This window comes from Streptomyces sp. NPDC093510 (genome assembly GCF_040683555.1).
In the GTDB taxonomy this organism is placed as follows: Bacteria; Actinomycetota; Actinomycetes; order Streptomycetales; family Streptomycetaceae; genus Streptomyces.
This window is the reverse complement of sequence record NZ_JBFBEE010000020.1, coordinates 1-23,373: the sequence shown is the minus strand read 5'-3', so window position 1 is coordinate 23,373 and position 23,373 is coordinate 1. Positions and strand designations below refer to the sequence as shown.

At 71.8% G+C, this 23,373-nt stretch carries 16 protein-coding genes; 4 read left to right on the top strand and 12 right to left on the bottom strand.

Annotated features, from left to right (window positions below; genetic code table 11):
• Positions 1-69 precede the first annotated feature (69 nt).
• From AB0N81_RS29080 to AB0N81_RS29050, 7 genes are all read right to left on the bottom strand, one after another.
• Positions 70-1,686: a succinic semialdehyde dehydrogenase gene (locus tag AB0N81_RS29080; RefSeq protein ID WP_365363415.1), complete on the bottom strand. Its 1,617-nt coding sequence runs from the start codon at positions 1,684-1,686 to the stop codon at positions 70-72.
• Between the two features lie 143 nt (positions 1,687-1,829).
• Entirely contained in the window at positions 1,830-3,647 is a 1,818-nt protein-coding gene (locus tag AB0N81_RS29075; RefSeq protein ID WP_365363413.1) for a serine/threonine-protein kinase, read from the bottom strand.
• An 81-nt stretch (positions 3,648-3,728) separates the two neighbouring features.
• Positions 3,729-5,423: a serine/threonine-protein kinase gene (locus tag AB0N81_RS29070; RefSeq protein ID WP_365363411.1), complete on the bottom strand. Its 1,695-nt coding sequence runs from the start codon at positions 5,421-5,423 to the stop codon at positions 3,729-3,731.
• Positions 5,424-5,526: 103 nt separating this feature from the next.
• Positions 5,527-7,245: a serine/threonine-protein kinase gene (locus tag AB0N81_RS29065; RefSeq protein ID WP_365363648.1), complete on the bottom strand. Its 1,719-nt coding sequence runs from the start codon at positions 7,243-7,245 to the stop codon at positions 5,527-5,529.
• Between the two features lie 199 nt (positions 7,246-7,444).
• Positions 7,445-10,039 carry a protein kinase gene (locus tag AB0N81_RS29060; RefSeq protein WP_365363409.1) on the bottom strand — a complete coding sequence of 865 codons (2,595 nt, stop codon included), beginning with the start codon at positions 10,037-10,039 and terminating at the stop codon, positions 7,445-7,447.
• A 129-nt stretch (positions 10,040-10,168) separates the two neighbouring features.
• Positions 10,169-12,247: a serine/threonine-protein kinase gene (locus AB0N81_RS29055; RefSeq protein WP_365363407.1), complete on the bottom strand. Its 2,079-nt coding sequence runs from the start codon at positions 12,245-12,247 to the stop codon at positions 10,169-10,171.
• Positions 12,248-12,479: 232 nt separating this feature from the next.
• Entirely contained in the window at positions 12,480-14,189 is a 1,710-nt protein-coding gene (locus AB0N81_RS29050; RefSeq protein WP_365363406.1) for a glycerol-3-phosphate dehydrogenase/oxidase, read from the bottom strand.
• Between the two features lie 227 nt (positions 14,190-14,416).
• Between AB0N81_RS29050 and AB0N81_RS29045 the strand changes: the two genes are divergently transcribed.
• Positions 14,417-15,670 carry a nucleotide sugar dehydrogenase gene (locus AB0N81_RS29045; RefSeq protein ID WP_365363404.1) on the top strand — a complete coding sequence of 418 codons (1,254 nt, stop codon included), beginning with the start codon at positions 14,417-14,419 and terminating at the stop codon, positions 15,668-15,670.
• Between the two features lie 62 nt (positions 15,671-15,732).
• On the opposite strand, the gene AB0N81_RS29040 is transcribed toward AB0N81_RS29045, so the two are convergent.
• From AB0N81_RS29040 to AB0N81_RS29025, 4 genes are all read right to left on the bottom strand, one after another.
• Positions 15,733-16,857 (bottom strand): GuaB3 family IMP dehydrogenase-related protein, encoded by a 1,125-nt coding sequence (locus tag AB0N81_RS29040; protein ID WP_362993411.1) that lies wholly within the window; start codon positions 16,855-16,857, stop codon positions 15,733-15,735.
• A 112-nt stretch (positions 16,858-16,969) separates the two neighbouring features.
• Positions 16,970-18,487 (bottom strand): IMP dehydrogenase, encoded by a 1,518-nt coding sequence (guaB, locus tag AB0N81_RS29035; protein ID WP_365363401.1) that lies wholly within the window; start codon positions 18,485-18,487, stop codon positions 16,970-16,972.
• Between the two features lie 128 nt (positions 18,488-18,615).
• Positions 18,616-19,191 carry a sigma-70 family RNA polymerase sigma factor gene (locus AB0N81_RS29030; protein WP_055563244.1) on the bottom strand — a complete coding sequence of 192 codons (576 nt, stop codon included), beginning with the start codon at positions 19,189-19,191 and terminating at the stop codon, positions 18,616-18,618.
• Between the two features lie 245 nt (positions 19,192-19,436).
• Positions 19,437-20,048: a response regulator transcription factor gene (locus tag AB0N81_RS29025; protein WP_003948568.1), complete on the bottom strand. Its 612-nt coding sequence runs from the start codon at positions 20,046-20,048 to the stop codon at positions 19,437-19,439.
• Between the two features lie 390 nt (positions 20,049-20,438).
• On the opposite strand from AB0N81_RS29025, the gene AB0N81_RS29020 reads away from it, so the two are divergent.
• Entirely contained in the window at positions 20,439-20,768 is a 330-nt protein-coding gene (locus tag AB0N81_RS29020) for a WhiB family transcriptional regulator (RefSeq protein WP_365363399.1), read from the top strand.
• Between the two features lie 45 nt (positions 20,769-20,813).
• On the opposite strand, the gene AB0N81_RS29015 is transcribed toward AB0N81_RS29020, so the two are convergent.
• Positions 20,814-21,710, bottom strand: a complete 897-nt coding sequence (locus AB0N81_RS29015) for a LysR family transcriptional regulator (RefSeq protein WP_365363397.1) — start codon at positions 21,708-21,710, stop codon at positions 20,814-20,816.
• A gap of 80 nt (positions 21,711-21,790) precedes the next feature.
• On the opposite strand from AB0N81_RS29015, the gene AB0N81_RS29010 reads away from it, so the two are divergent.
• Both AB0N81_RS29010 and AB0N81_RS29005 read left to right on the top strand, forming a co-directional pair.
• Positions 21,791-22,471 carry an MOSC domain-containing protein gene (locus tag AB0N81_RS29010; protein WP_365363395.1) on the top strand — a complete coding sequence of 227 codons (681 nt, stop codon included), beginning with the start codon at positions 21,791-21,793 and terminating at the stop codon, positions 22,469-22,471.
• 55 nt (positions 22,472-22,526) lie between these two features.
• Entirely contained in the window at positions 22,527-23,300 is a 774-nt protein-coding gene (locus tag AB0N81_RS29005; protein WP_365363393.1) for an SDR family oxidoreductase, read from the top strand.
• Positions 23,301-23,373: the final 73 nt, after the last annotated feature.

Sequence of the window (23,373 nt, the reverse complement as noted above, 5' to 3'; positions counted from 1 at the left end):
AATTGCCCGCGGGCCGTCTGTGGGTCTGTGGTTGCTCGCGCGGTTCCCCGCGCCCCTTACGGGGCGCTGCTAACGCAGTCGGAACGCCTTCATGACCTTCAGGCTCGCGGTCATGAACGCCGCGTACTTCTCGTCGTCCATGCCGAAGGAGGGCGCCAGCGGCATGATCCGCTGGGTGGCGACGGTCTGCGCCTCGGTGTACTTGAGGATGCCCTCGGAGCCGTGGCGGCGGCCCAGACCGGAGTCCTTCATGCCGCCCATCGGGGACTGCACGCTGCCGTAGGCGGGCGCGTAGCCCTCGTTGACGTTGACGGTGCCGGTGCGCAGGCGGGCGGCGATCTTGCGGCCGCGGCCGGTGTCCTTCGTCCAGACCGAGGAGTTCAGGCCGTACGACGTGGCGTTGGCGAGCTCGACCGCCTCGTTCTCGTCCGTGAAGCGGTAGATGGAGACGACGGGGCCGAAGGTCTCCTCGCCGCACACCGCCATCGGGGCCTCGACGCCGTCCAGGATGGTCGGCTCGTAGAAGTAGGGGCCGATGTCGGGGCGCGCGACGCCGCCCGCGACGAGCGTGGCGCCCTTGGCGACGGCCTCCTCGACGTGCCGGGTCACGGTCTCCAGCTGGCGCTCGCCGACGAGGGAGCCCATGTCGGCGCCGTACGCGAGGGACGTGCCGAGCCGTATCGCCTTCGTACGTTCCGCGAAGCGCGCCACGAACTCGTCCGCGATCGACTCGTGGACGTACAGCCGCTCGATGGAGATGCACAGCTGGCCCGCGGAGGAGAAGCAGGCGCGCACCGCGCCCGACGCGGCCTTGTCGATGTCGGCGTCGTGCAGCACCAGCATGGCGTTCTTGCCGCCGAGTTCGAGCGAGACGCCGACCAGGCGCGCGGCGGCGCCCTGCGCGACCTCGCGTCCTGTGCGGGTGGAGCCGGTGAAGGAGACGTAGTCGGCGTGCTTGACGACCTCGGGGCCGACGACGGGGCCCTCGCCGAGGACGACCTGGAAGGCCTCGGACGGCAGGCCCGCCTCGATGATCAGGTCGCGGGCCCACAGGGCGGTCAGGCAGGTCTCCGTGTCGGGCTTCATCACGAGGGCGTTGCCCGCGACGAGGGCGGGCAGCGCGTCGCCGATGGAGAGTTCGAGCGGGTAGTTCCAGGGGGCGATCTGGCCGACGACGCCGCGCGGCTGCCGGTTCTCCGTGACCTTGGTGAGGGTCGGGACGACGCCGGTGTGCCGCTTCGGGCTGAGGTACGAGGGGGCCTTGCGGCCGTAGTGCCGGGCTGCGACGGCGACGGCCTGGATCTCCTCGTGCGCGTGCAGCCGGGACTTGCCGGTCTCCAGCTGTATCAGGTCGAGGACTTCGGCCTGGCGCTGGAGCACCAGGTCGTGGAAGCGCAGCAGGACGGCGGCGCGCTGCTTCACCGGGGTCCTGGCCCAGGCGATCTGGGCGGTGCGGGCCCGCTCGAAGGCGGTGGCCACGTCCTCGGGGGTGGACTCGGGCAGGTCGGCCAGCTTCTCGCCGGTGAGCGGCGTGTGGTTGGCCGTACGTCCCGACCCGATGACGTCACGGGTGAGCTGGGCGATCAGCTCGGGCGTGACCACGTCGGCGGCGGTGCGCGCGCCGTCGGGGGCCGGGGCGGTCGGGTTCGTTCCGAGGGGCGCTGCGGTGGCCTGCGAGTCCGTCATGCTCGTGAGAGTAGGCGCACGTCAGGGTTTTGGGTACCCATCGGTAACGGCTTCACGGGCCACTCGCACCACGCCAGTGATTGCTGGCGACAAAGCTGCTGATCAGGGCGTTGTCGCCAGCGGGACGAGCCTCGGAGCAGTTTTCAGAGCTTGCTGAGCTCCAGGTCGGCGATGGCGGTCTCGGCGACCTCGCGGCCGCGGGCGGTGAAGTCGCCCTTGCCGGGATAGTCGATCCACAACCGGTACATGTCCCCGGACTTGGTCCGGTAGTACAGAATCCTGGCCTCGCGCGGCAGCTCGGACTGCGAGTCGGTGTACGTGACCGTGTTCTCGGCGGCACCGCGGTCCCGGTACTTCGTCTCCTTGGTCCTGGCGACGGGAGCGGGGTCGCCGGCCATGTCGCTGATCGAGCTCTCGCCGCTCTCCTCGAACGTCTCCGCGTCGGCGTACGCCTGGGCCGCCGCGGTCCCCGCGACCTGCAGCGAGGTGTCCTTCTTCTCCGCGAGGTCGAGCGTGATGAAGACGGCACCGCTGGGGTCGGTGTACCTGGCCCAGGACTTGTCCGTGTCGGTGGCCTCCGGCTTGCTCTCCGCGTAGCCCTCCGGAGCGGAGACGGTGGCGGCGACCGCCTTCGCCTCGTGCTTCTTCCATGCCTCGGCGTCCGAGCTACCGAAGGGGTTCAACGCCACGAGGACCCCGGCGGCCACGGCCGCGACGACCACACCGGCGACGACCACAAGGGCCTTGCGGCTCAGGAAGATTCCCTTGCCGTGCTGCTGCCCGGAGCCGCCGCCCGCCACCGTGACGACCTGCGTCGGCGCCGGCTGCGGCGGCCTGGCAGCCTCCTCCAGGAGGGTGCGGACCTGTGCGGCGTCCGGACGCTGGGCCGGGTCCTTGGCCAGCAGCCGGTTGATCGCCTCGGCGAGCGGTCCGGAGGCCGACGCGGGCGCGGCGGGAGTCGCGTTCAGGACGGACTGAAGTGTCGCGGGCGTGTTGTTGCGGCGGAAGGGCGAGACGCCCTCCGTCGCCGCGTACAGGACGACGCCCAGCGACCAGAGATCGGATGCGGGGCCCGGCCGCTGCCCCAACACCCGCTCCGGGGCGATGAATTCGGGCGAGCCGACGAAGCCACCGGTGTCCGTCAGGTTCGTCTCGCCCTCGATCTGGGCGATGCCGAAGTCGGTGAGGACGACGCGGTCGTGCCGGCCGAGCATGACGTTGTCCGGCTTCACGTCACGGTGCAGGATGCCCGCCTGGTGCGCGGCGTCCAGGGCGTTCAGGACCTCGAGGCCGATGCGCGCGGCGTCGCGGGCGCCGAGCGTGCCCTCCTGGAGCGCGGCGCCCAGGGAACGGCCCTGGACGAGCTCCATCACGATCCACGGCTGGCCGTCCTCGACCGCCACGTCGTGGACGTTGACCACGGCGGGGTGATCGAGGCGGGCGGCGGCGCGCGCCTCGCGGCGCATCCGCTCGAAGGCGTTGGCCCGCTCCCGCTCCGGCAGGTGGTCGGGGAGGCGCGGCTCCTTCACGGCGACCTCGCGGTCCACCGTCTCGTCCTTGGCGCGCCAGACCGTGCCCATGCCGCCGTGGCCGAGCTTGGCGAGCAGCCGGTAGCGCTTGGCGATCAGCCGGCCCGCGCCCGGCTCGGACTGCGCGTGCAGGGTCTGCTGCGGCTGCTGTGAGGGCTGGGGCTGCTGCGAGGGCTGTGGGTGCTGCGAGGGCTGTGGGTGCTGTGAGGGCTGGGGCTGCTGCGAGGGCTGTGGGTGCTGCTGCTGCGGGTGTTGCGAGGGCTGTGGGTGCTGCTGCGCGGGCTGTGGGTGCAGCGGCTGCGCATACGGATTGTCGGGGTGAATCCCCTCGCCATGGCCGGATTGCCCCGGTACGCCCGGCCGTTGTGGCGGCTGCAGGCCGAAGCTGGTGGGTTCGTACGGCCCGTAAGAGGCTCCCCCGTTGTCACTCATGCCCACATCCTTACCCTGCCGGGCACCACGCTTTCCAGCCAGGGCCCCCATTGTGACCGGGGTGATGCACGCCGGGGAGCGTCATCGGCGTACGAACGTGTCCACCGCCGCGTCGAAGTACCGCCGCGCCTGCCCCGCGTCCCCGGCCGGCGCCGAGACCCACACGTCGAACATCCGGCCGCCCTCCTGCCAGCACAGGTCGAGCGTGCGCCGACCGCCCTCGTCGTCGCCGTAGCCGTCCCAGGTGAACTCCCACAGGGCGGCGGGCCTGCCGTTGCGCGTGGTCTCCGTGACCCTGCTGTCGCGGTAGCCGGGGTTGTCGCGTGCCCCTTCGGCGTCGGCGCGGCGCTGCGCCGCGAGCGGGCCGCCGCGCCCCGAGGCCGCCTCCTTGATGCCGATGCGGTAGGTGCCGTCCGACGAGACGTAGAAGACGCGGCGTCCGTCCACCTGGCGCCGGAAGCCCTCGGGGACGGCGAGCGCGAAGCCCTTGGGGTCCTTGGCGATGCGGTAGCCCTGGGGCGCCTCGGGCGACGACGGCCTCGGCGTGCGCGTCGTCACGGTGACCGTGGGCGTCGGAGAGCCCTGCGACGCGGAGGGCGACAGGGTGGCCGGTGTGCCCCCGCTGTCGCCGTCCCTGCCCATCAGGACCACGGCGGAGACCCCGGCCCCGGCGAGCGCGGCCACCAGCGCGGCGGCGATCATGAATGCCCGGCCGTGCTTCTCCGGCTTCACGAGTCCCGCGGCGGCCCGGCTCGCGAGCAGCTCCCGCTCGGCGGGTGTCTGACCGCCTCGCCCCGGTCGGCCGGGCAGGCCCACCCGCCCGGGTAACCCCGACAACCCCGGAAGTCCCGGCAGCCCGGAGCCGGGTCTCTCCCGCTCCACCGTCGGCATCCGCCCCGTCTCGACGTACACCCGCAGCAGCCCCTCCGCCTCCGCCGCGTCGAGCCGCCGGTCGGGGTCGCGGTCGAGGAGGCCGAGCACCACGGGCAGCAGCGGCGCGGCCGCCGCGGGTGGCCGGATGTCGTCGTAGACGACGGCGTGCAGGACGCCGCCGATGGAGTCGCGGCGGAACGGGGACTCACCGGTCAGCGCGGTGACCAGCAGCGCGCCGAGCGACCACAGGTCCGACTCGGGCCCCGTCCGCTCGCCCGCCATCCGCTCCGGCGCGGTGTACTCGGGCGAACCCACGAACGACCCGACCTCCGTCAACGTCGTCGCCCCGGTGAGCTGCGCGATCCCGAAGTCGGTGAGCACGACGCGGCCCGTCGACCGCTCCAGGAGGACGTTGGCGGGCTTGAGGTCGCGGTGCAGGATGCCCGCCTCGTGCGCGGTGCGCAGGGCACCGACCAGGTCGATGCCCATCCTTGCGACGGCGTGCGCGTCCAGGGGCCCGCCCCGCGCGATCCGCCCGGCCAGCGAGCCGCCTTCGACCAACTCCATCACTATGTACGGCTGTTCGTCCTGCACGACGACGTCGTGGACGACGATGACGTGCGGATGCCGCAGCTGCGCCACGGCCCGCGCCTCACGCAGGGTCCGCTCGCGCTGCTGCTCCGCCTCGACGTCCGAGAGGGTCTCGTCGCGCGCCAGTTCCTTGACCGCGACCTGGCGCCCCAGAAGCAGATCGGTGGCACGCCACACGACCCCCATGCCGCCCCGTCCGAGCCGCGCCTCGAGGCGGTAACGGCCCGCGATCACACGTGCGCCGCCCCCGCCGACGCCACCCCCGCCGGCTCCTCCACCTGCACCACCGGCGTGGTCTCCCAGGCTCCCCATGCGGCCATCATGCCCCACACGTGTGCGAACGGAATGGGGCGAAGTGAGCCGCGGGCCGGTTCCGGCCGCTGCCGCCCGACTTCACAGGGGTGGGCGCGGGCGCTCAGCGCTCCCGCCACCCCCGGAGCATCGCGTCGAACTGCTCGCGCGTGGTGTCCCAGCCGGCTGCCGGGGCCGACATGTACAGCGCGTACTCGACGCCGTCACGGCTGAGATAGGTCTGCTCTATGGCGCGGCGCGGGCCCGCGGTCGTGTCGTTCGCACCCGCAGTCCAGCTGAACTCCCAGAGCGCGCCGGGCTGATCGCGGAATACGTTCGAATCCATCCGCAGCCGCCGGTACTCGGGGAGTTTGACCCGCAGGTTCTTCTCCAGGGACAGCTGGTGGGCGTACGAACTCTTGAACTGGGGGTTCTTCTCGACGGCGACGCGCAGGAACCGGCGTCCGCCGTCGGGGGTGTAGTCGACCTGGTTGCCGTTCGCCTCGCGCTTCCACTCCTTGGGCAGCACAAGGCTGAAGCCCTCGGGGTCGTTCACGCGCTGCCAGTCGTCGGGTATGCGGCCCACCTCCTTGCCCGGCTCGTCCTCCGCGCTGTTCCCCGACTCCTGCGTGCCGGCGGCGAAGTGCAGATAGCCGAAGACGCCACCGCCGCCGACCAGCGCGGCCGCCACGACGAGCGCGACGATCGCGGGCCAGCGGCGACGCTCACGCGGGCCCTGACCGCCGACGACGGTGTGGGCGTCCCGGCGGGCGCCGGGGGCGGTGCCGGAGGCTGTGCCCGTACCGGGGGCGGTGCCGGAGGCTGTGTCCGTGCCGGGGGCGGTGTCGGTGCCTGTGCCTGTGCCTGTGCGTGTGCCTGTGCCAGGGGCTTGGAAGTGCGCGTGCGTGTACGGCGCCGCCGGGGTGTCGCTCCGCGTGTACGCCGACGGGAACTTCCCCTGCGCGTCCGTGTGCGGTCCGGAGGCCGGGTGCACCTGCGTCGGGACGTACGCCTGCGCGTGCTGCGGCCGTCGCCCCTCCGCGGCCTCGGCCAGCATCAGTTCGGCTTCCTCGGCGGTCGGCCGGGTCTCCGGGTCCTTGCGCAGCAGCGCGCTGATGACGGGGGCGAGGACCCCCGCGTGCCGGGGCGGCGCGGGCTCCTCCGTGACCACGGCCTGCATGGTGCCGAGCGGCGACGTGCGCCGGAACGGGGAGAAGCCCTCGACGGCCGTGTACAGCGTGGCGCCGAGCGCCCACAGGTCGGAGGCGGGCCCGGGGTTGCCGCCGCTGACGCGCTCGGGCGCCAGATAGTCGACCGAGCCGACGACTTCCCCGGTCCGCGTGATCGTGGAGTCGCCCTCGATCGCGGCGATCCCGAAGTCGGTGAGCAGAATCCGCCGGTCGTCGGAGAGGAGTACGTTGCCGGGCTTGACGTCGCGGTGCAGGACCCCGGCGGCGTGCGCGGCGCGCAGGGCCTTCAGGGTCCACAGGCCGATGCGGGCGGCCTCGACCGGTTCGACGCGGTCGTCGTCCTTGACGGCGTCCGCCAGCGAGCGGCCCTCGACCAGCTCCATCACGATCCAGGGCCGGTCGTCGTACTGGATGACGTCGTGCACGGTGACGACGGCGGGGTGGTTGATGCGGGCGGCGGCCCGTGCCTCCGTCTGCGTCCGCGCGAAGAGGACGGCACGGTCGGCCTCCTGCACGAACTGGGCAGCCGTCAGCTCCTTGACGGCGACGGCACGGTGCAGCACCTCGTCCTGCGCACGCCACACCCGTCCCATGCCACCGCGGCCGATGGACTCCACGAGTCGGTAGCGGCCCGCGAGGAGCAGGCCCTGCATCTGGTTCACGTTCCCCCGCAATGGTATTGACAGGGCCAGGTTAAGGAGCGGGAAGCGCGCTGGGAACCACAGGGGGTCTCAGGAGACCGCACTGTGACGCATGCCGTTCATGTCCAGAGTGCCCCAATCGCCTGGCTCCGAGGGTGTGACGAGGGCCGGAACCGCGCCGGGACCGCGCCGCAACCGCACCCGAACCGGCTCAGTCGGTGACCCGGTAGGTGGCCGACGCCTGCTCGTACAGCCGGTCCACCTCGTCCCGTTCGGCCTCGGGCCCGCGCACCTGCACCACGTGGTACTTCCCGCCGACGACCATCGCCAGATTGCGTACGAAGACCTCACGGCCCGCGGAGTCCTGCCAGGTGAACTGCCCCTCGGCCATGGCGCGTCCGCCGACGTCGATACGGCGCATCCCGCTGGAGGTCGCCCAGGAGGAGTCCCGGAACGGCTGCAGCTCGCGCTCGTCCTCACGCTGGTACTTCATGGGGTCGCTGCCGTAGCCGTCCGTGGTGTCACGTCCCGGCACCACCAGCAGCTCGAAGGCGCCGTGCGTGTAACGGACCTGACCCCGGCCGTTCTTGGGCTGCCGGTCCCAGCCCTTGGCGACGGCGACGTGGAAGCCCTCGGGGTCCTTGCTCAGGGTGAATCCCTGCGGCAGGTCGGGGCGGTTGGTGGTCTGCGGCTCCTGCGAACCCGGACTCCTGCCCGGCTTGCCCTCGCCTTCCCCCTTCTCCCGCTCCTTCTCGTTCTCCTTCTCCTTCTCGTTCTCCTTCTCTCTCTCGCGCTCCTTCTCGGTGCCGTCGGCCCCGCCGCTCGCGCCCGGAGCCGAACTGACCTCGCCCGCGGTCCCGGCGCGATCGCCCGACGCACCGTCATCGGCCTTGGGCATGAACACCATGGCGTACACGACGGCCGCCGCGAGCCCGAGCAGGATGGCGATCAGCAGCAGCCGCCCCAGCGAACGGGGGCGGGCCGGCCCGCGGTCCCCCGGCTCGCGGGCCCGGTCCCTCGGCTCGTGGGCCCGGTCCCTCGGCTCGCGGGTCGGCCGAGGGGCGCTCGGGGCCCGTATGGACGACGTGACGCGCACGTCACTCCCTGCCCCTCCTCTCCCCTTGCCGCCACGCCCCTTGCCGCGCTTGTGCCGCCCGTGCCCCTGGCCGTTCCCGGAGGCGGCAGCCGCGGCCCCGCGCCGCTTGCGCACGACCTCGCCACGACGGCGTACGACGGGCAGCCGGCCCGCGTCGTACGGCGGCACCGGCACGACGTTCACCCCGGCCTCCGGTTCCGGCGCTGACCGCACCAGCGAACGCAGCCAGCCGCTCAGCTCCTCGAAGTCGAGCCGCTCGGTCGGGTCCTGACGCAGCAGCGACTCGACCACGGGCCGCAGCGGGCCGCACTCCTCGGCGAAGGCGGGCGGTTCGGCGCAGACGAGCTGTACGAGTTCGGCCGGGCTGTCCTCCGGGTACGGCGCGTGTCCCTGCACGGCGCGAAAGAGCAGCGCTCCCAGGGCCCATAGGTCGGTGGCGGGGCCGATCGGCGCGGCGAGCCGCCAGTTCTCGTGCACGGGTCCGGCCTGTTCGGGCGCCCACCGCTCGGTGACGGCGCCGACCACCACCATGCGCGCGTGCCGGGCGCGCTCGGCGGCGAGGGCGGTGGTCGGTCCGCGCGAGGCGGCTCCGGCGGCGGTGCCCTCGTCCCAGCTCGCGTGCCCGGTGGCGGCCGCGTCCCCGCGCGTGTCCTCGTACTCATCGGGGGAGTGCTTCTGGAGCCGCTCCTCGGCGCCCGCGCCCTCGTCCCGCGCGTCGCGCGCCACGGGGGCCGTGTTCCGCGGCACCGCGCCGTGCCAGGGCGGCCTGTCGCCTGCCACGCCGTAGGGGTCCGGTATCTGCCCGGCCGGACCGGCACCGTGCCCTCCCGAGCTCTCCGCGCCCTCCGCGCCCTCCGCGCCCTGTGCGTACACCCGTCCGGCAGCTCGCGTCCCCGCGCGATACGCCGCGACGGCTCCCGTACGCCCGGCCCGCGCACCGCCGCTCCCTGCGGACTCCGGCGCGGGGTCCAGCCCCACGTCTCCGGCTTCGTGGCCGCCACGAGACGCACCGCCCGGGCCGGCCGCACCCCCGTGCTCCGCCACGTTGCCGACCGAGCCCGCCGAACCGGCCGCCTCCCCCGTCTCGACCGGCCGGGGGTCGTACCCGCAGAGCGCCTCCTCGGCCGCGCCCGCCGCCAGCCCCGTCAGCATCACGCGGCCGTCGTCGCAGATCAGCACGGTCCTCGCGGTGATGTTCCGATGCACCCACCCGTGTCCGTGGAGCACGCGCAGCGCCGCGAGGACGTCCGCAGCGACCTCGGCGGCCCGGAACGGGCTGAGCGGCCGGTCCGCGAGGAGCGCCGCCAGCGGCCTCGCCGCCACCAACTCGCTGACTATCCAGAGCGAGCCGCCCTCGGCGAACACGTCGAAGACCTGGTCGAGCCGTGGATGGTCCGGAATCTGCGCGGCGGTCTGCGCCGCCTCCATGGCGCGCCGCACCGCCGGGTCCGTCGGCCTGCGCGTCGTCCGCGCCGCGGCCCGCCGCACTCCGGCCCCGCCGGCCCCCGCCCGCGGCACGAACCCGTCGGGCAGGTCGTCCTCGTCGAGCATCTCCGCCTCGACGATCTCGGGCAGCGGCACCTGCCGCACGAGAACTTCCTGCCCGCTGTACGTGTCGAAGGCGCGCGACTCGGCGAGTTCGTACTCGTCGGAGGGCGGCAGCGGCAGGCGGTACCGGTCGGCGAGCACCCGACCCGCGTAGTCGTCCACGATGCCTTCCCCGTCCGCCCGGTGGTCAAATCCGTTCGTCTTGCGGCCCGTTGCGGCAGCGTACGGTCCGCAAGCACTCACGATACGTGCCGTGGGCGAACCGCAATGAGGGGATACGAGATCTCAGGCTCAGGACTTCGGCTCGAACGTCCTTGTGAAGGTCCGCCACGCGCCCCGCCGCTCTTCGCTGCCCCAGTCATCGGCCTTGGCGGTGTACATCATTCCGTACCCCAGACCGCCGTTGACGACGAAGCCGCGGTCTATCGACCGGTACTTGGTGCCGCCGTCGACGTAGGTGAACTCCCAGTCGGCCGTGTTCCAGCCGCGGAAGCCGACCTTCTCTATGCGGATCCGGTCGTACTGCGGCCGGACCATGTAGTTCTCCTGGTTCTTCCAGTCGCTGACCGGGTTGTCCTTGGGAGTGGTGGTCCAGCCGATCAGCAGCTTCTGCCCGCCGGGCCCGCCGAACCGCGCGCCCGCCCGGCCGGTGGACTGGTACTTCCACCCCTTGGGAAGCCCGATCTTGAAGCCCTGGGAGTGCTTGTACGTCGACTCGGCGCCGTCCTCCGGCTTCTTGTCGTCGCCCTTGCTCGGGTCGTTCCCCTTGCCCTCGTCCGGCTCGGAACTCTCGTCCTTGCCCGGGTCCTTGTCCTGGTCGTCCCCGGTACCGGTGCCCTTGTCCGGTTCCTTGCCGGTGTCCTTGCCCGCGTCCTTGTCGGCGTCGCCCTGTCCGCCGCCACCGGCGGTGGCCCCGCTGGACGCGGCCTTGTCGCCGCCCTTGTTGTCCTCGCTGCCGGCGTTGTCGTTGCCGAGCGCGAGGGCGAGCACCGTACCGAGCACGGCGAGCACGACCACCACGGACAGGATCACCAGGGTCCGGCGCGGCACCACATCGGTGAGCGACGCCTTGACGGGCGGCCTCGGCGGCACGGCCCGCGCACCGGAAGGGGAGCCGGTGGACGGCGATTCGTTCGACGTGCGCGTGGACGCGGGCGTGCCCGTGGAGCGCGCGGTGGCAGCCGCGGCCGCCTTCCGCACCGACTGGAACGCCCCCTTCACCCGCTCGGCGGCCTCCTCGGCCTTGCGCCCGGCGGACCCGCCGGCCCCGGAGGAACCGACAGCCCCGCCGGCCCGGGTGGTCCCGGCGGCAGCGGCCGGACCGGCGGCGCCCCCGGGGACACCGGCCGCGCCGGCACCCGCGGCACCCGCGGCCTTCGTGGTCCTCGGCGACTTCGTCAGCCTGGCCGACATGGAAGTCTTTGGAGTCTTCGGCGCCTTGGGAGGCTGGGCCGGCGGCGCGGGCGGCAGCGGCACGACCTTGGTCGCCTCCACCGGCTCCGGCTCCACCTTGAGGTCCGGCGCGTGGATGACGTCCATGAGGAGCGCCCGCGCTCCCGCGTCGTCGAGCCGCTGCTCCGGGTCCTTGGCGAGCAGGCCGTAGATGACCTTCTCCAACGGGCCCGCGTTCACCGGCTGTTCGACGTCCTCGGTCATCACCGCGGTGAGCGTCGCGATGGCCGACCCCTTGTCGTACGGGGGCACGCCCTCCACGGCCGCGTACAGCAGGCCGCCCAGCGACCACAGGTCTGCCGCGGGACCCGGCTTGTGCCCGCGGGCGCGCTCCGGCGAGATGTACGAGGGAGCGCCGACGAGCATGCCGGTGGACGTGATCGACGGGTCTCCCTCGACCTGCGCGATGCCGAAGTCCGTCAGCACGACGCGCCCGTCCTCGGCGATCAGCACGTTCGACGGCTTCACGTCGCGGTGCAGGATGCCCTCACGGTGCGCGGACCGCAGCACGTCGAGCACGGCGAGGCCGACCTCGGCCGCCCGGCGCGGCGTGAGCGTCCCGTCCTCGCGGATCGCCTCGGCGAGGGACTTGCCCTCGACCAGCTCCATCACGATCCACGGCCGGTCGTCCTCGTCGACCACGTCGTAGACCGTCACGGCGCTGGTGTTGCGGATCCGCGCGATCGCCTTCGCCTCGCGCAGCGTTCGCGTGATGAGCCGCCGCTTCTCCTCGTCGTCGATACTCGAGGGGAACCGCAGCTCCTTCACCGCGACCGTGCGGCCAAGGGTCTCGTCCTTGGCGCGCCAGACAGTGCCCATGCCTCCGCGGCCGAGCACCTCTCCCAGCCGGTACCGGCCGGCGAGGAGACGTTCGCTCTTGTCCCGACGGGCGTCACCCGTCTGCTCCGCGTCCGACATGCGTCCCCTCTGCTGCTACCGCTGCTACCCGAGCAACCCGCCCTGACAGAGCCTTCATTGTCCCTTACTCGGGGACCGGCCGGCGCCCAGGGTCCGTCGACCCCGTCCCGCCCCATGATGTACCGCGCACGAGGTGGGAACCGCCATGCCGACACAGCGCCCCATACCGGTCATACTCCCGGCCGCGGTGCTCCTGCGTGAAGTCTCCTGCCAGTAAAGGTGAAGTCCCCTGCTAGGAAAGGGGAACGACGTCCGGGGCGCCGAGGCGTGCCGCGTCCGCCGTCAGGTCGTCCGGCTGCCGCTGCGACTCCCGCTCGGCCTCCACCCGCTTCTCGTAGTGCTGCACCTCCCGCTCGATCTGGTCCTTGTCCCAGCCGAGGACGGGGGCCATCAGCTCGGCGCACTCCCTGGCGCTGCGCGTGCCCCGGTCGAACGTCTCGATCGAGATGCGTGTCCGCCGGGTCAGCACGTCGTCGAGGTGCCGGGCGCCTTCGTGTGACGCGGCGTAGACGACCTCGGCCCGGAGGTAGTCGTCGGCGCCCGGCAGCGGCGCGCCCAGCTTCGGGTCCGCGGTGATGAGTTCGAGTACTTCCTCGGCCATCGAGCCGTACCGGTTCAACAGGTGTTCCACGCGCACCACATGAAGACCCGTCCGGGCGGCGATCCTCGCGCGGGCGTTCCACAGCGCCTTGTACCCCTCGGCGCCGACGAGGGGGATGTCCTCGGTGACGCAGTCGGCGACGCGCTGGTCGAGGCCGTGCACCGCCTCGTCGACGGCGTCCTTGGCCATCACGCGGTACGTCGTGTACTTGCCGCCCGCGACGACCACCAGGCCGGGCGCCGGGTGCGCGACCGTGTGCTCGCGGGACAGCTTGCTCGTGGCGTCCGACTCACCCGCGAGCAGCGGCCGCAGGCCCGCGTACACCCCCTGGACGTCGTCGCGGGAGAGGGGCACCGCGAGCACCGAGTTCACATGCTCCAGGAGGTAGTCGATGTCTGCGCTGGAGGCGGCCGGGTGGGCCTTGTCGAGGTCCCAGTCCGTGTCGGTCGTGCCCACGATCCAGTGCCGCCCCCACGGGATGACGAAGAGGACGCTCTTCTCGGTCCGCAGGATCAGTCCGGTCGTCGCGTTGATCCGGTCCTTGGGCACGACCAGGTGGATGCCCTTGGACGCCCTGACGTGGAACTGGCCGCGCTCGCCGACCATCGCCTGGGTGTCGTCGGTCCACACACCGGTCGCGTTGACGACCTGTTTGGCGCGGATCTCGTACTCCCCGCCACCCTCCACGTCCTGCACCCGGGCGCCGACGACGCGCTCGCCCTCGCGCAGGAAGCCGGTGACCTTCGCGCGGTTGGCGACCTTCGCTCCATACGCCGAAGCGGTGCGCACAAGGGTGGCCACATAGCGCGCGTCGTCCATCTGGGCGTCGTAGTACTGCATGGCGCCGACGAGGGCGTCCTTCTTCAGGCAGGGGGCCACGCGCAGGGCGTGGCGGCGCGTCAGATGGCGGTGCATGGGCAGGCCGCGGCCGTGTCCGCGCGACATCGACATGGCGTCGTAGAGGGCGACGCCCGATCCCGCGTACAACCTCTCCCAGCCCTTGTGCTGCAAGGGGTAGAGGAACGGCACCGGCTTCACGAGGTGCGGGGCGAGGCGCTCCAGGAGCAGGCCGCGCTCCTTGAGCGCCTCCCGCACGAGCGCGAAGTCGAGCATCTCCAGATAGCGGAGGCCGCCGTGGATCAGCTTGCTCGACCGGCTCGACGTGCCGGAGGCCCAGTCCCGCGCCTCGACGAGGCCGGTGGACAGGCCGCGGGTCACCGCGTCGAGTGCCGTCCCCGCGCCGACCACGCCCGCGCCCACGACCAGGATGTCCAGCTCTCGTTCGGCCATTCCCGCAAGTGACTCGGCGCGCTGCGCCGGCCCGAGTGTCGCTGTCCTCACCGCTGCCTCCCGTTGAGATCGGGTGTGGTCGGACTCACATCATGCCCAGATTTCCGCGCCGCCCGCTGAACGCGACCCCAGCCTGTGGACAACACTCCGGAGCTCCACGCGATGCAATACCGCAAATCGGTCATATTTACTCCTAGTCTGACATTGCGCTGGTCCGCCTTGTCCACAGGGCTTGCGCACTCGTCCCGGTCCGGATATTGGGAGGACGGCCCACCGCCATGCCCGCAGATCTCGCTGTCATCGGCCTCGGCCACCTCGGCCTGCCCCTCGCCCAGGCCGCCGTCTCCGGCGGCATCGCCACCATCGGCTACGACCCCGTCCGCGCCGCCGACCTGGCCGGCGGCCGGCTGCCCTGCGACGGCGCCGAAGGCACCCTCACGGCCGCCGACGTCCGCCGGATGCTCTCGGGGGGCTTCCGGCCGACCGTCAACCCGGCCGAGCTCGGCCGCGTCCGCACCGCCGTCATCTGCGCCCCCACGCCACCGGCCGCGGACCGCTCGCTCGATCTCGGTCAGGTGGCCGAGGCAGCCAGGGCGCTGGCCGCGCGCCTGCGGCCGCACACCACCGTGATCCTCGAATCCCCCGCCTACCCGGGGACCACCGAGGAATTCCTCCGCCCGATCCTCGAAACGGGCTCGGGCCTGCGGGCGGGCCGCGATTTCCACCTCGCGTACTCCCCCGGCCGCCTCGACCCCGGCAACCGCACCCACGGCTACGCGGGCACCCCGAAGGTCATCGGCGGACTCACCCCCGCCTGCACCGAGTCGGCCGCCGCCTTCTACGGCCGCCTCACCGACAAGGTCGTGCGCGCCCGCGGCCCCCGCGAGGCCGAGACCGTGCACCTCCTGGAGACCAACTACCGGCACGTCAACATGGCCCTGGTCAACGAGATGGCGGTCCTCTGCCACGACCTCGGCATCGACCTGTGGGACGTCATCCGCTGCGCCGAGACGAAGCCCTTCGGCTTCCAGGCCTTCCGCCCCGGGCCCGGCGTCGGCGGCCACGGCGTCCCCCTGGACATCCCGAACCCCTCGCGCGGTGTCCGCCCCCTGCGCATGGTCGAACTGGCCCAGCAGGTCAACGACCGCATGCCGCAGTACGTCATCCAGCGCTCGGCGACCCTGCTCAACGAACACGGCAAGTCCGTCCGCGGCGCCCGCGTGCTGCTCCTCGGCGTCACCTACAAGCCCGACCTCGCCGACCAGCAGGGCGCCCCCGCGCAGGAGGTGGCGACGCGCCTCATGGAGCTCGGCGCGGCCGTCAGCTACCACGACCCGTACGTGCCCAACTGGAGCGTGCTCGGCCGCCCCGTCCCGCGCGCGGACTCCCTCTACGAGGCGGCGGCCGACGCCGACCTCACGATCCTGCTCCAGCACCACCGCACGTACGACCTCCAGGGTCTGGCCGTGAAGGCCCAGCTCCTCCTCGACACCAGGGGCGCGACCCCGGCGGGCGCGGCACACCGCCTGTGACGCTTCGGGACGACAAGAAGGGCCCCGGTACGAAGTACCGGGGCCCTTCCGTGTGCGTTCCGTCAGCGCTTGTGCTGCGAGTCCGCGACCGTCACCTCGACGCGCTGGAACTCCTTGAGCTCGCTGTAGCCCGTCGTCGCCATCGCGCGGCGCAGCGCTCCGAAGAAGTTCATCGAGCCGTCCGGGATGTGCGACGGGCCTGTGAGGATCTCCTCCGTGGTGCCGACCGTGCCGAGGTCGACCTTCTTGCCGCGCGGCACGTCCTCGTGGACGGCCTCCATGCCCCAGTGGTGGCCCTTGCCGGGCGCGTCCGTGGCGCGGGCCAGCGGGGAGCCCACCATCACGGAGTCCGCGCCGCAGGCGATGGCCTTGGGCAGGTCGCCGGACCAGCCCACGCCGCCGTCGGCGATGACGTGCACGTACCGGCCGCCGGACTCGTCCATGTAGTCACGGCGGGCGGCCGCGACGTCGGCGACGGCCGTGGCCATCGGGACCTGGATGCCCAGGACGTTGCGCGTGGTGTGCGCGGCGCCGCCGCCGAAGCCGACCAGGACACCCGCGGCGCCCGTGCGCATCAGGTGCAGGGCGGCGGTGTACGTGGCGCAGCCGCCGACGATGACCGGCACGTCCAGCTCGTAGATGAACTGCTTCAGGTTCAGCGGCTCGGCGGCTCCGGAGACATGCTCGGCGGAGACGGTGGTGCCGCGGATCACGAAGATGTCGACCCCGGCGTCCACGACGGCCTTGGAGAACTCGGCGGTGCGCTGCGGGGAGAGCGCGGCGGCGGTGACGACGCCCGCGTCGCGCACCTCCTTGATGCGCTGCCCGATGAGGTCGGCCTTGATCGGGGCCGCGTAGATCTCCTGGAGGCGCCGGGTGGCGGTCTCCGAGTCCAGCTCGGCGATCTCGTCGAGCAGCGGCTGCGGGTCCTCGTACCGCGTCCAGAGGCCCTCGAGGTTCAGGACGCCGAGGCCGCCGAGCTCACCGATGCGGATGGCGGTCTGCGGCGAGACCACGGAGTCCATGGGAGCGGCCAGGAAGGGCAGCTCGAAGCGGTAGGCGTCGATCTGCCACGCGATCGAGACCTCCTTCGGGTCGCGGGTGCGCCGGCTCGGTACGACGGCGATGTCGTCGAAGGCGTACGCGCGGCGGCCGCGCTTGCCGCGCCCGATCTCGATCTCAGTCACGTTGTGGGGCCTTTCCCTCTTGGTCTGCCTGTCCAGTATCCCCGACGCACACCGAAGGGGCGGCCCCGGTGATCCGGGACCGCCCCTCCACGCGCGCGTGGAGCGCAGGAGACTACTTCGTACGGCTGTAGTTCGGTGCTTCGACCGTCATCTGGATGTCGTGCGGGTGGCTCTCCTTGAGACCCGCGGACGTGATGCGGACGAAACGGCCGTTGGCCTGGAGGTCGGGGACGGTGCGCCCGCCTACGTAGAACATCGACTGGCGCAGTCCGCCGACCAGCTGGTGGACGACGGCCGAGAGCGGGCCGCGGTAGGGCACCTGGCCCTCGATGCCCTCGGGCACCAGCTTCTCGTCGGAGGCGACGCCCTCCTGGAAGTAGCGGTCCTTGGAGAAGGACTTCTGCTCGCCGCGGGTCTGCATGGCGCCCAGCGAGCCCATGCCGCGGTACGACTTGAACTGCTTGCCGTTGATGAACATCAGCTCACCCGGGGACTCCTCGCAGCCAGCGAGGAGCGAGCCCAGCATGACCGTGTCCGCGCCGGCGACGAGCGCCTTGGCGATGTCTCCGGAGTACTGCAGGCCACCGTCGCCGATGACCGGGACACCGGCCTCCTTGGCGGCGAGCGACGCTTCGTAGATGGCCGTTACCTGCGGTACGCCGATGCCGGCGACGACACGCGTGGTGCAGATGGAGCCGGGTCCGACACCGACCTTGATGCCGTCGACACCGGCGTCGATGAGCGCCTTGGCGCCGTCGCGCGTGGCGATGTTGCCACCGATGACGTCCACACGCGGGGCGTCCGACTTGATCTTGGCGACCATGTCACCGACCAGGCGGGAGTGGCCGTGCGCCGTGTCGACGACGATGAAGTCGGCGCCCGCCGCGACGAGTGCCTGGGCGCGCTCGAAGGCGTCGCCCGCGACGCCCACGGCGGCGCCGACGAGGAGGCGGCCCTCGCCGTCCTTCGCGGCGTTCGGGTACTTCTCGGCCTTCACGAAGTCCTTGACCGTGATGAGGCCCTTGAGGATGCCCGCGTCGTCGACCAGCGGCAGCTTCTCGATCTTGTGGCGGCGCAGCAGCTCCATGGCGTCCACGCCGGAGATGCCGACCTTGCCGGTGACCAGCGGCATCGGCGTCATGACCTCGCGGACCTGACGGCTGCGGTCGTTCTCGAAGGCCATGTCACGGTTGGTGACGATGCCGAGCAGCTTGCCCGCCGCGTCGGTCACCGGGACGCCGCTGATGCGGAACTTCGCGCAGATCGCGTCGGCCTCGCCGAGCGTCGCGTCCGGGTGCACCGTGATCGGGTCGGTGACCATGCCGGACTCGGAGCGCTTCACCAGGTCGACCTGGTTGGCCTGGTCGGCGATGGAGAGGTTGCGGTGCAGGACACCGACGCCGCCCTGGCGCGCCATGGCGATCGCCATGCGGGCCTCGGTGACCTTGTCCATCGCCGCGGACAGCAGCGGGACGTTCACCCGGACGTTCTTGGAGACGAGCGAGGAAGTGTCGATCTGGTCGGGCGCCATGTCCGACGCGCCCGGCAGCAGCAGCACGTCGTCGTAGGTCAGCCCTAGTGTCGCGAATTTCTCGGGCACCCCAGTCGAAGAACCGCCGTTTGCAGTCATGACACCTTCCCCAAATGGCCTTGATCGGTGCGGATGTCCATGCTAACGGGCTCTGAGGGTGTCTCATTCCACGATCAAGATCATCGGCAAGCTTTGTACGTTCGTACGGCCCCCGGGGCGACGGACCGCTACTGCTCGGCGAGCGCCCGCAGCCTGCTCAGGGCCCGGTGCTGGGCGACCCGCACCGCCCCGGGAGACATCCCCAGCATCTGCCCGGTCTCCTCGGCCGTGAGGCCGACGGCGATCCGCAGGAGCAGCAGCTCGCGCTGGTTGTCCGGCAGGTTGGCGAGGAGCTTCTTGGCCCATTCGGCATCGCTGCTGAGCAGCGCGCGCTCCTCGGGACCGAGCGAGTCGTCGGGCCGCTCGGGCATCTCGTCGGAGGGCACGGCGGTCGATCCGGGGTGCCGCATCGCCGCACGCTGCAGATCGGCCACCTTGTGCGCCGCGATCGCGAAGACGAAGGCTTCGAAGGGGCGTCCCGTGTCCTTGTAGCGCGGCAGCGCGAGGAGCACGGCGACACAGACTTCCTGCGCCAGGTCCTCCACGAAGTGCCGTGCGTCACCCGGCAGTCGGGACAGCCGGGTGCGGCAGTAGCGCAGCGCGAGAGGGTGCACGTGTGCCAGCAGGTCGTGCGTGGCCTGCTCGTCGCCCTCCACCGCGCGAAGTACGAGGGCACCGATCACCGTCGTCTTGTCATCGCGCATCGGTCCATGGTGCCTTGACGGCGACTTATCCGTGGCACCGCGTCCGTAGTTGTGCACTGAAGCGTTATGAGCAGGTGCGCCGGAACTCATCTCCTGCGCCCTCCCCTCCCGCTCGATCGACTCGTCCCCGAGGAACTCCACACCTCAAGGATGCGGCATCGGCGGCGAAACAAGCAGCCGCGGGCGTCCGTCGCCCCGCCCACCTCGTGGCGGGCGGGGATCGCGGTGCCCCCGCGGCGGCACACTCAGCGAACCAGACCCCAGCGGAAACCGAGCGCCACGGCGTGTGCCCGGTCCGAGGCGCCGAGCTTCTTGAACAGCCGCCTGGCGTGCGTCTTCACCGTGTCCTCGGAGAGGAAGAGCTCACGGCCGATCTCCGCGTTCGAGCGGCCGTGACTCATGCCTTCGAGGACCTGGATCTCGCGCGCGGTGAGCGTGGGCGCGGCGCCCATCTCGGCCGAACGCAGTCTGCGCGGGGCGAGCCGCCACGTCGGGTCCGCGAGGGCCTGGGTGACGGTCGCGCGCAGCTCGGCGCGCGAGGCGTCCTTGTGCAGATAGCCGCGGGCGCCGGCCGCGACCGCGAGCGCGACCCCGTCCAGGTCCTCGGCGACGGTGAGCATGATGATGCGCGCACCGGGGTCGGCGGACAGCAGCCGCCGGACGGTCTCCACACCACCGAGACCGGGCATGCGTACGTCCATCAGAATCAGGTCCGAGCGGTCGGCGCCCCAGCGGCGGAGGACTTCCTCGCCGTTGGCCGCCGTCGTCACACGCTCCACGCCGGGCACGGTCGCGACCGCGCGGCGGAGCGCCTCTCGGGCAAGCGGGGAGTCGTCGCAGACGAGGACGGATGTCATGACTGTCCTCCGCGGCTCTCACAGCTGCTGCGCGTCACCTTGAGCCTCCAGGCTGGTACTTATTCGTCACCTGTGCGGTTGACGCTCTCGGACACCTGCCCGAGCGCTTGTTCTTTCAACCGCCTCCGCACTCTCAACGACGGTCACCCGAAAGAGTTACGGGGCGGTCAGCCACGTTCGGCACTCTACGTGAGGGCGCGGACACAGCGCAGAGCGCGCGGGAGACCCTCAACCTTTCATCACAAGCTATGCCCCATTTAGCGCCTTTTCTTCCCTTTTCCTGGTGTCTATGGCTAGATTCGCAATGAGTCATATTTTCATCTCCTTAGATAGTAGATGTACGGTCATGGGCACCGTATCCGCGTCAGAACGGCACCAAGGGGACCAGCAATGGCAGATTTCTCCCGCCTTCCCGGACCGAACGCAGATCTGTGGGACTGGCAGCTCCTCGCGGCCTGCCGCGGGGTCGACAGCTCGCTCTTCTTCCACCCGGAGGGCGAGCGGGGAGCGGCCCGCAGCGCACGCGAGAACTCCGCCAAGGAGGTCTGCATGCGGTGCCCGGTGCGGGCGGAGTGCGCCGCTCACGCGCTCGCGGTGCGCGAGCCGTACGGCGTGTGGGGCGGGCTGACCGAGGACGAGCGCGAAGAGCTCATGGGCCGCGCGCGCAATCGCCTCGTCACGGCCTCCGCGCCGGCGGGCAGAGCCGTGTCACACAGCTGAAGGAACGTTTCTTCAAGAGGGCGCCCCCCCCCGCAGGGGTGCCGATCAGCGGGCGGCAGCCCGCGCGAGGTGGTCCAGCGTGGCGGCGACGGCCGGCACCTGCGCCAGATCCGGCAGCGTGAGCGCGACGATCTCCCGCCGCACGGCAGGCTCCACCGTCACGGTGCGGGCACCCATCGGGCGTACGGACTCGATCGCGAGCTCCGGCAGCACCGCAACCCCCAGACCGGCGCCGACCAGGCCGATCACCGCCGGATAGTCGTCGGTCGCGAAATCGATCCGGGGCTCGAAGCCCGCGCTCTCGCAGACCTCCACCAGTTGCCTGCGGCAGCGGGGGCAGCCCGCGATCCACGACTCGTCGGCGAACTCCCCGATGGTGACCGACTCCGCGTCGGCGAGCCGGTGCCCCTCCGGCACGAGGCCGACGAGCCGGTCCGCGAGCAGCGGTCGTACGACGAGGTCGTCCCACTCCTCCGCCGCCGTCGCCCCTTCGTACCGGAACGCCAGCGCCACGTCGCAGTCGCCCTCCCGCAGCATCTCCACGGAGCGCGGCGGCTCGGCCTCCACGAGGGAGACACGGGTGCCCGGGTGGGCCGCGCGCAGCGCAGCGAGGGCGCAGGGGACGAGCGTGGAGCTGCCGCTGGGGAAGGAGACGAGCCGGACCCGGCCCGCGCGCAGCCCCGCGATCGCGGCGACCTCCTCCTCGGCGGCGGTGAGCCCGGCCAGGATGCCGGCGGCGTGCCTGACCAGCGCCTCGCCCGCCTGCGTCAGACGCATCTCACGGCCCGTGCGGATCAGGAGGGTCGTACCGGCCGAGGATTCGAGGGCCTTCATCTGCTGGCTGACGGCGGGCTGGGTGCAGCCGAGCTCGCGGGCCGCGGCCGAGAAGGAGCCGGTGGCGGCCACGGCGCGCAGGACACGGAGATGACGGGCCTCGATCATGCATCGAGCATAAGCGACGCTTGGACATGGCGCGAAATATTGCTCTGCGCCTTTGAGGGGCGCTCGCTTAGCCTGCCTGCATGGAGCTTCTTTCTGTCAATGTGGGCCGCCGCAAGGCCGCCGAGTACACCGGCGCGCCCTCCGGCCACACCGGTATCGACAAGCGGCCGGTGCGGGGGCCGGTGCTCGTGAGCGCGCCGGGCGCGAAGGGCGTCGGCGGGAGCGGCCTGGCCGGTGATGAGATCTGCGACCTGCGGCACCACGGGGGCAACGACCAGGCGGTGTACGCCTACGCCCGCGAGGACCTCGACGCGTGGCAGCGGACCCTCGGGCGGGACCTGCCCGACGGGGCCTTCGGCGAGAACCTCACGACGTCCGGGGTCGACGTGAACGGCGCGAAGATCGGTGAGCGCTGGCGGGTAGGTTCCGATCTGGTGCTCGAGGTGACGAGCGGGCGCATTCCCTGCCGTACGTTCCAGGGCCATCTCGACGAGAAGGGGTGGGTCAAGCGGTTCACCGACGGGGACGCGCCGGGCGCGTATCTACGGGTGATCGCGCCGGGTGAGATCCGGGCCGGGGACGTCATCGAGATCATCCACCGGCCGGACCACGAGGTCACCGTCGGCCTCCAGTTCCGGGCCGTCACCACGGACAAGGCGCTGCTGCCGCGGCTGCTCGCGGCGGGCGATGCCCTGCATCCGGGGACGGCCGAGCGCGCGCGCAAGTACGTGGCGCAGCAGGCCGCCGCGGTCACCGTCTGAGGCCCGGGTCCTTCCGCGCGACGCGGCGGTCACGCGATCTCACTAGCCTTGGCGCATGACTACGGCTCTGATTACGGGATCTACCGCCGGCATCGGCTCCGCCTTCGCGCGGCGTCTCGCGGGCGACGGGCACAACCTCGTGCTGGTGGCTCGCGACACCAAGCGACTGCGCGAGCAGGCGACCGAGCTGCACGACCGGCACGGCATCGAGGCGGAGGTGCTCACGGCGGACCTCGCGACGGACAAGGGCATCGAGGCGGTCGAGAAGCGGCTCTCGAACCGCAGGGACCCGGTCGACCTGCTGGTCAACAACGCGGGGTTCGGCAACAAGGGCCGCTACCTGGAGGTCTCGCTCGAGGACGAGCTGACCATGCTCAAGGTGCACTGCGAGGCGGTGCTGCGGCTGACGTCGGCGGCGACGGCGTCGATGCGGGACCGCGGCCGCGGCGGTGTCGTGAACGTCGCGTCGGTGGCGGCGTTCGTGCCGCGCGGGACGTACGGCGCCTCGAAGGCGTGGGTCGTGCAGTTCACCCAGGGCGCGGCGAAGGATCTGACCGGGTCCGGGGTGCGGCTGATGGCGCTGTGCCCCGGCTTCGTGCGCACGGAGTTCCACCAGCGCGCCGGGATGGGCACGTCCAACATCCCCAACTGGATGTGGCTCGACGCGGACAAGCTGGTCGCGGTCGCCCTGGCCGACCTCGCCCGCGGCAAGACGCTCTCCGTCCCGGACCCGCGGTACAAGGCGCTGATGGGCGTGGTGAAGGTGACGCCGAGGAACCTGCTCGGCAGCGTCACGTCTCGGACGGGCCGCAAGTACGGGCCGCAGTAGGCCCGGGGGGCCTTTGCGGGGCGCCTTTGCGGGGGGCGGGGTCGCGTCTGCCGGGTTGCCCTTCGTCGCCGGG

Excerpts from the sequence above, each read along its gene's own strand:
- AB0N81_RS29080 (WP_365363415.1), bottom strand. The coding sequence starts at position 1,686 with ATGACGGACTCGCAGGCCACCGCAGCGCCCCTCGGAACGAACCCGACC.
- AB0N81_RS29075 (WP_365363413.1), bottom strand. The coding sequence starts at position 3,647 with ATGAGTGACAACGGGGGAGCCTCTTACGGGCCGTACGAACCCACCAGC.
- AB0N81_RS29070 (WP_365363411.1), bottom strand. The coding sequence starts at position 5,423 with ATGGGGAGCCTGGGAGACCACGCCGGTGGTGCAGGTGGAGGAGCCGGC.
- AB0N81_RS29065 (WP_365363648.1), bottom strand. The coding sequence starts at position 7,245 with ATGCAGGGCCTGCTCCTCGCGGGCCGCTACCGACTCGTGGAGTCCATC.
- AB0N81_RS29055 (WP_365363407.1), bottom strand. The coding sequence starts at position 12,247 with ATGTCGGACGCGGAGCAGACGGGTGACGCCCGTCGGGACAAGAGCGAA.
- AB0N81_RS29045 (WP_365363404.1), top strand. The coding sequence starts at position 14,417 with ATGCCCGCAGATCTCGCTGTCATCGGCCTCGGCCACCTCGGCCTGCCC.
- guaB (WP_365363401.1), bottom strand. The coding sequence starts at position 18,487 with ATGACTGCAAACGGCGGTTCTTCGACTGGGGTGCCCGAGAAATTCGCG.
- AB0N81_RS29030 (WP_055563244.1), bottom strand. The coding sequence starts at position 19,191 with ATGCGCGATGACAAGACGACGGTGATCGGTGCCCTCGTACTTCGCGCG.
- AB0N81_RS29025 (WP_003948568.1), bottom strand. The coding sequence starts at position 20,048 with ATGACATCCGTCCTCGTCTGCGACGACTCCCCGCTTGCCCGAGAGGCG.
- AB0N81_RS29020 (WP_365363399.1), top strand. The coding sequence starts at position 20,439 with ATGGCAGATTTCTCCCGCCTTCCCGGACCGAACGCAGATCTGTGGGAC.
- AB0N81_RS29015 (WP_365363397.1), bottom strand. The coding sequence starts at position 21,710 with ATGATCGAGGCCCGTCATCTCCGTGTCCTGCGCGCCGTGGCCGCCACC.
- AB0N81_RS29010 (WP_365363395.1), top strand. The coding sequence starts at position 21,791 with ATGGAGCTTCTTTCTGTCAATGTGGGCCGCCGCAAGGCCGCCGAGTAC.
- AB0N81_RS29005 (WP_365363393.1), top strand. The coding sequence starts at position 22,527 with ATGACTACGGCTCTGATTACGGGATCTACCGCCGGCATCGGCTCCGCC.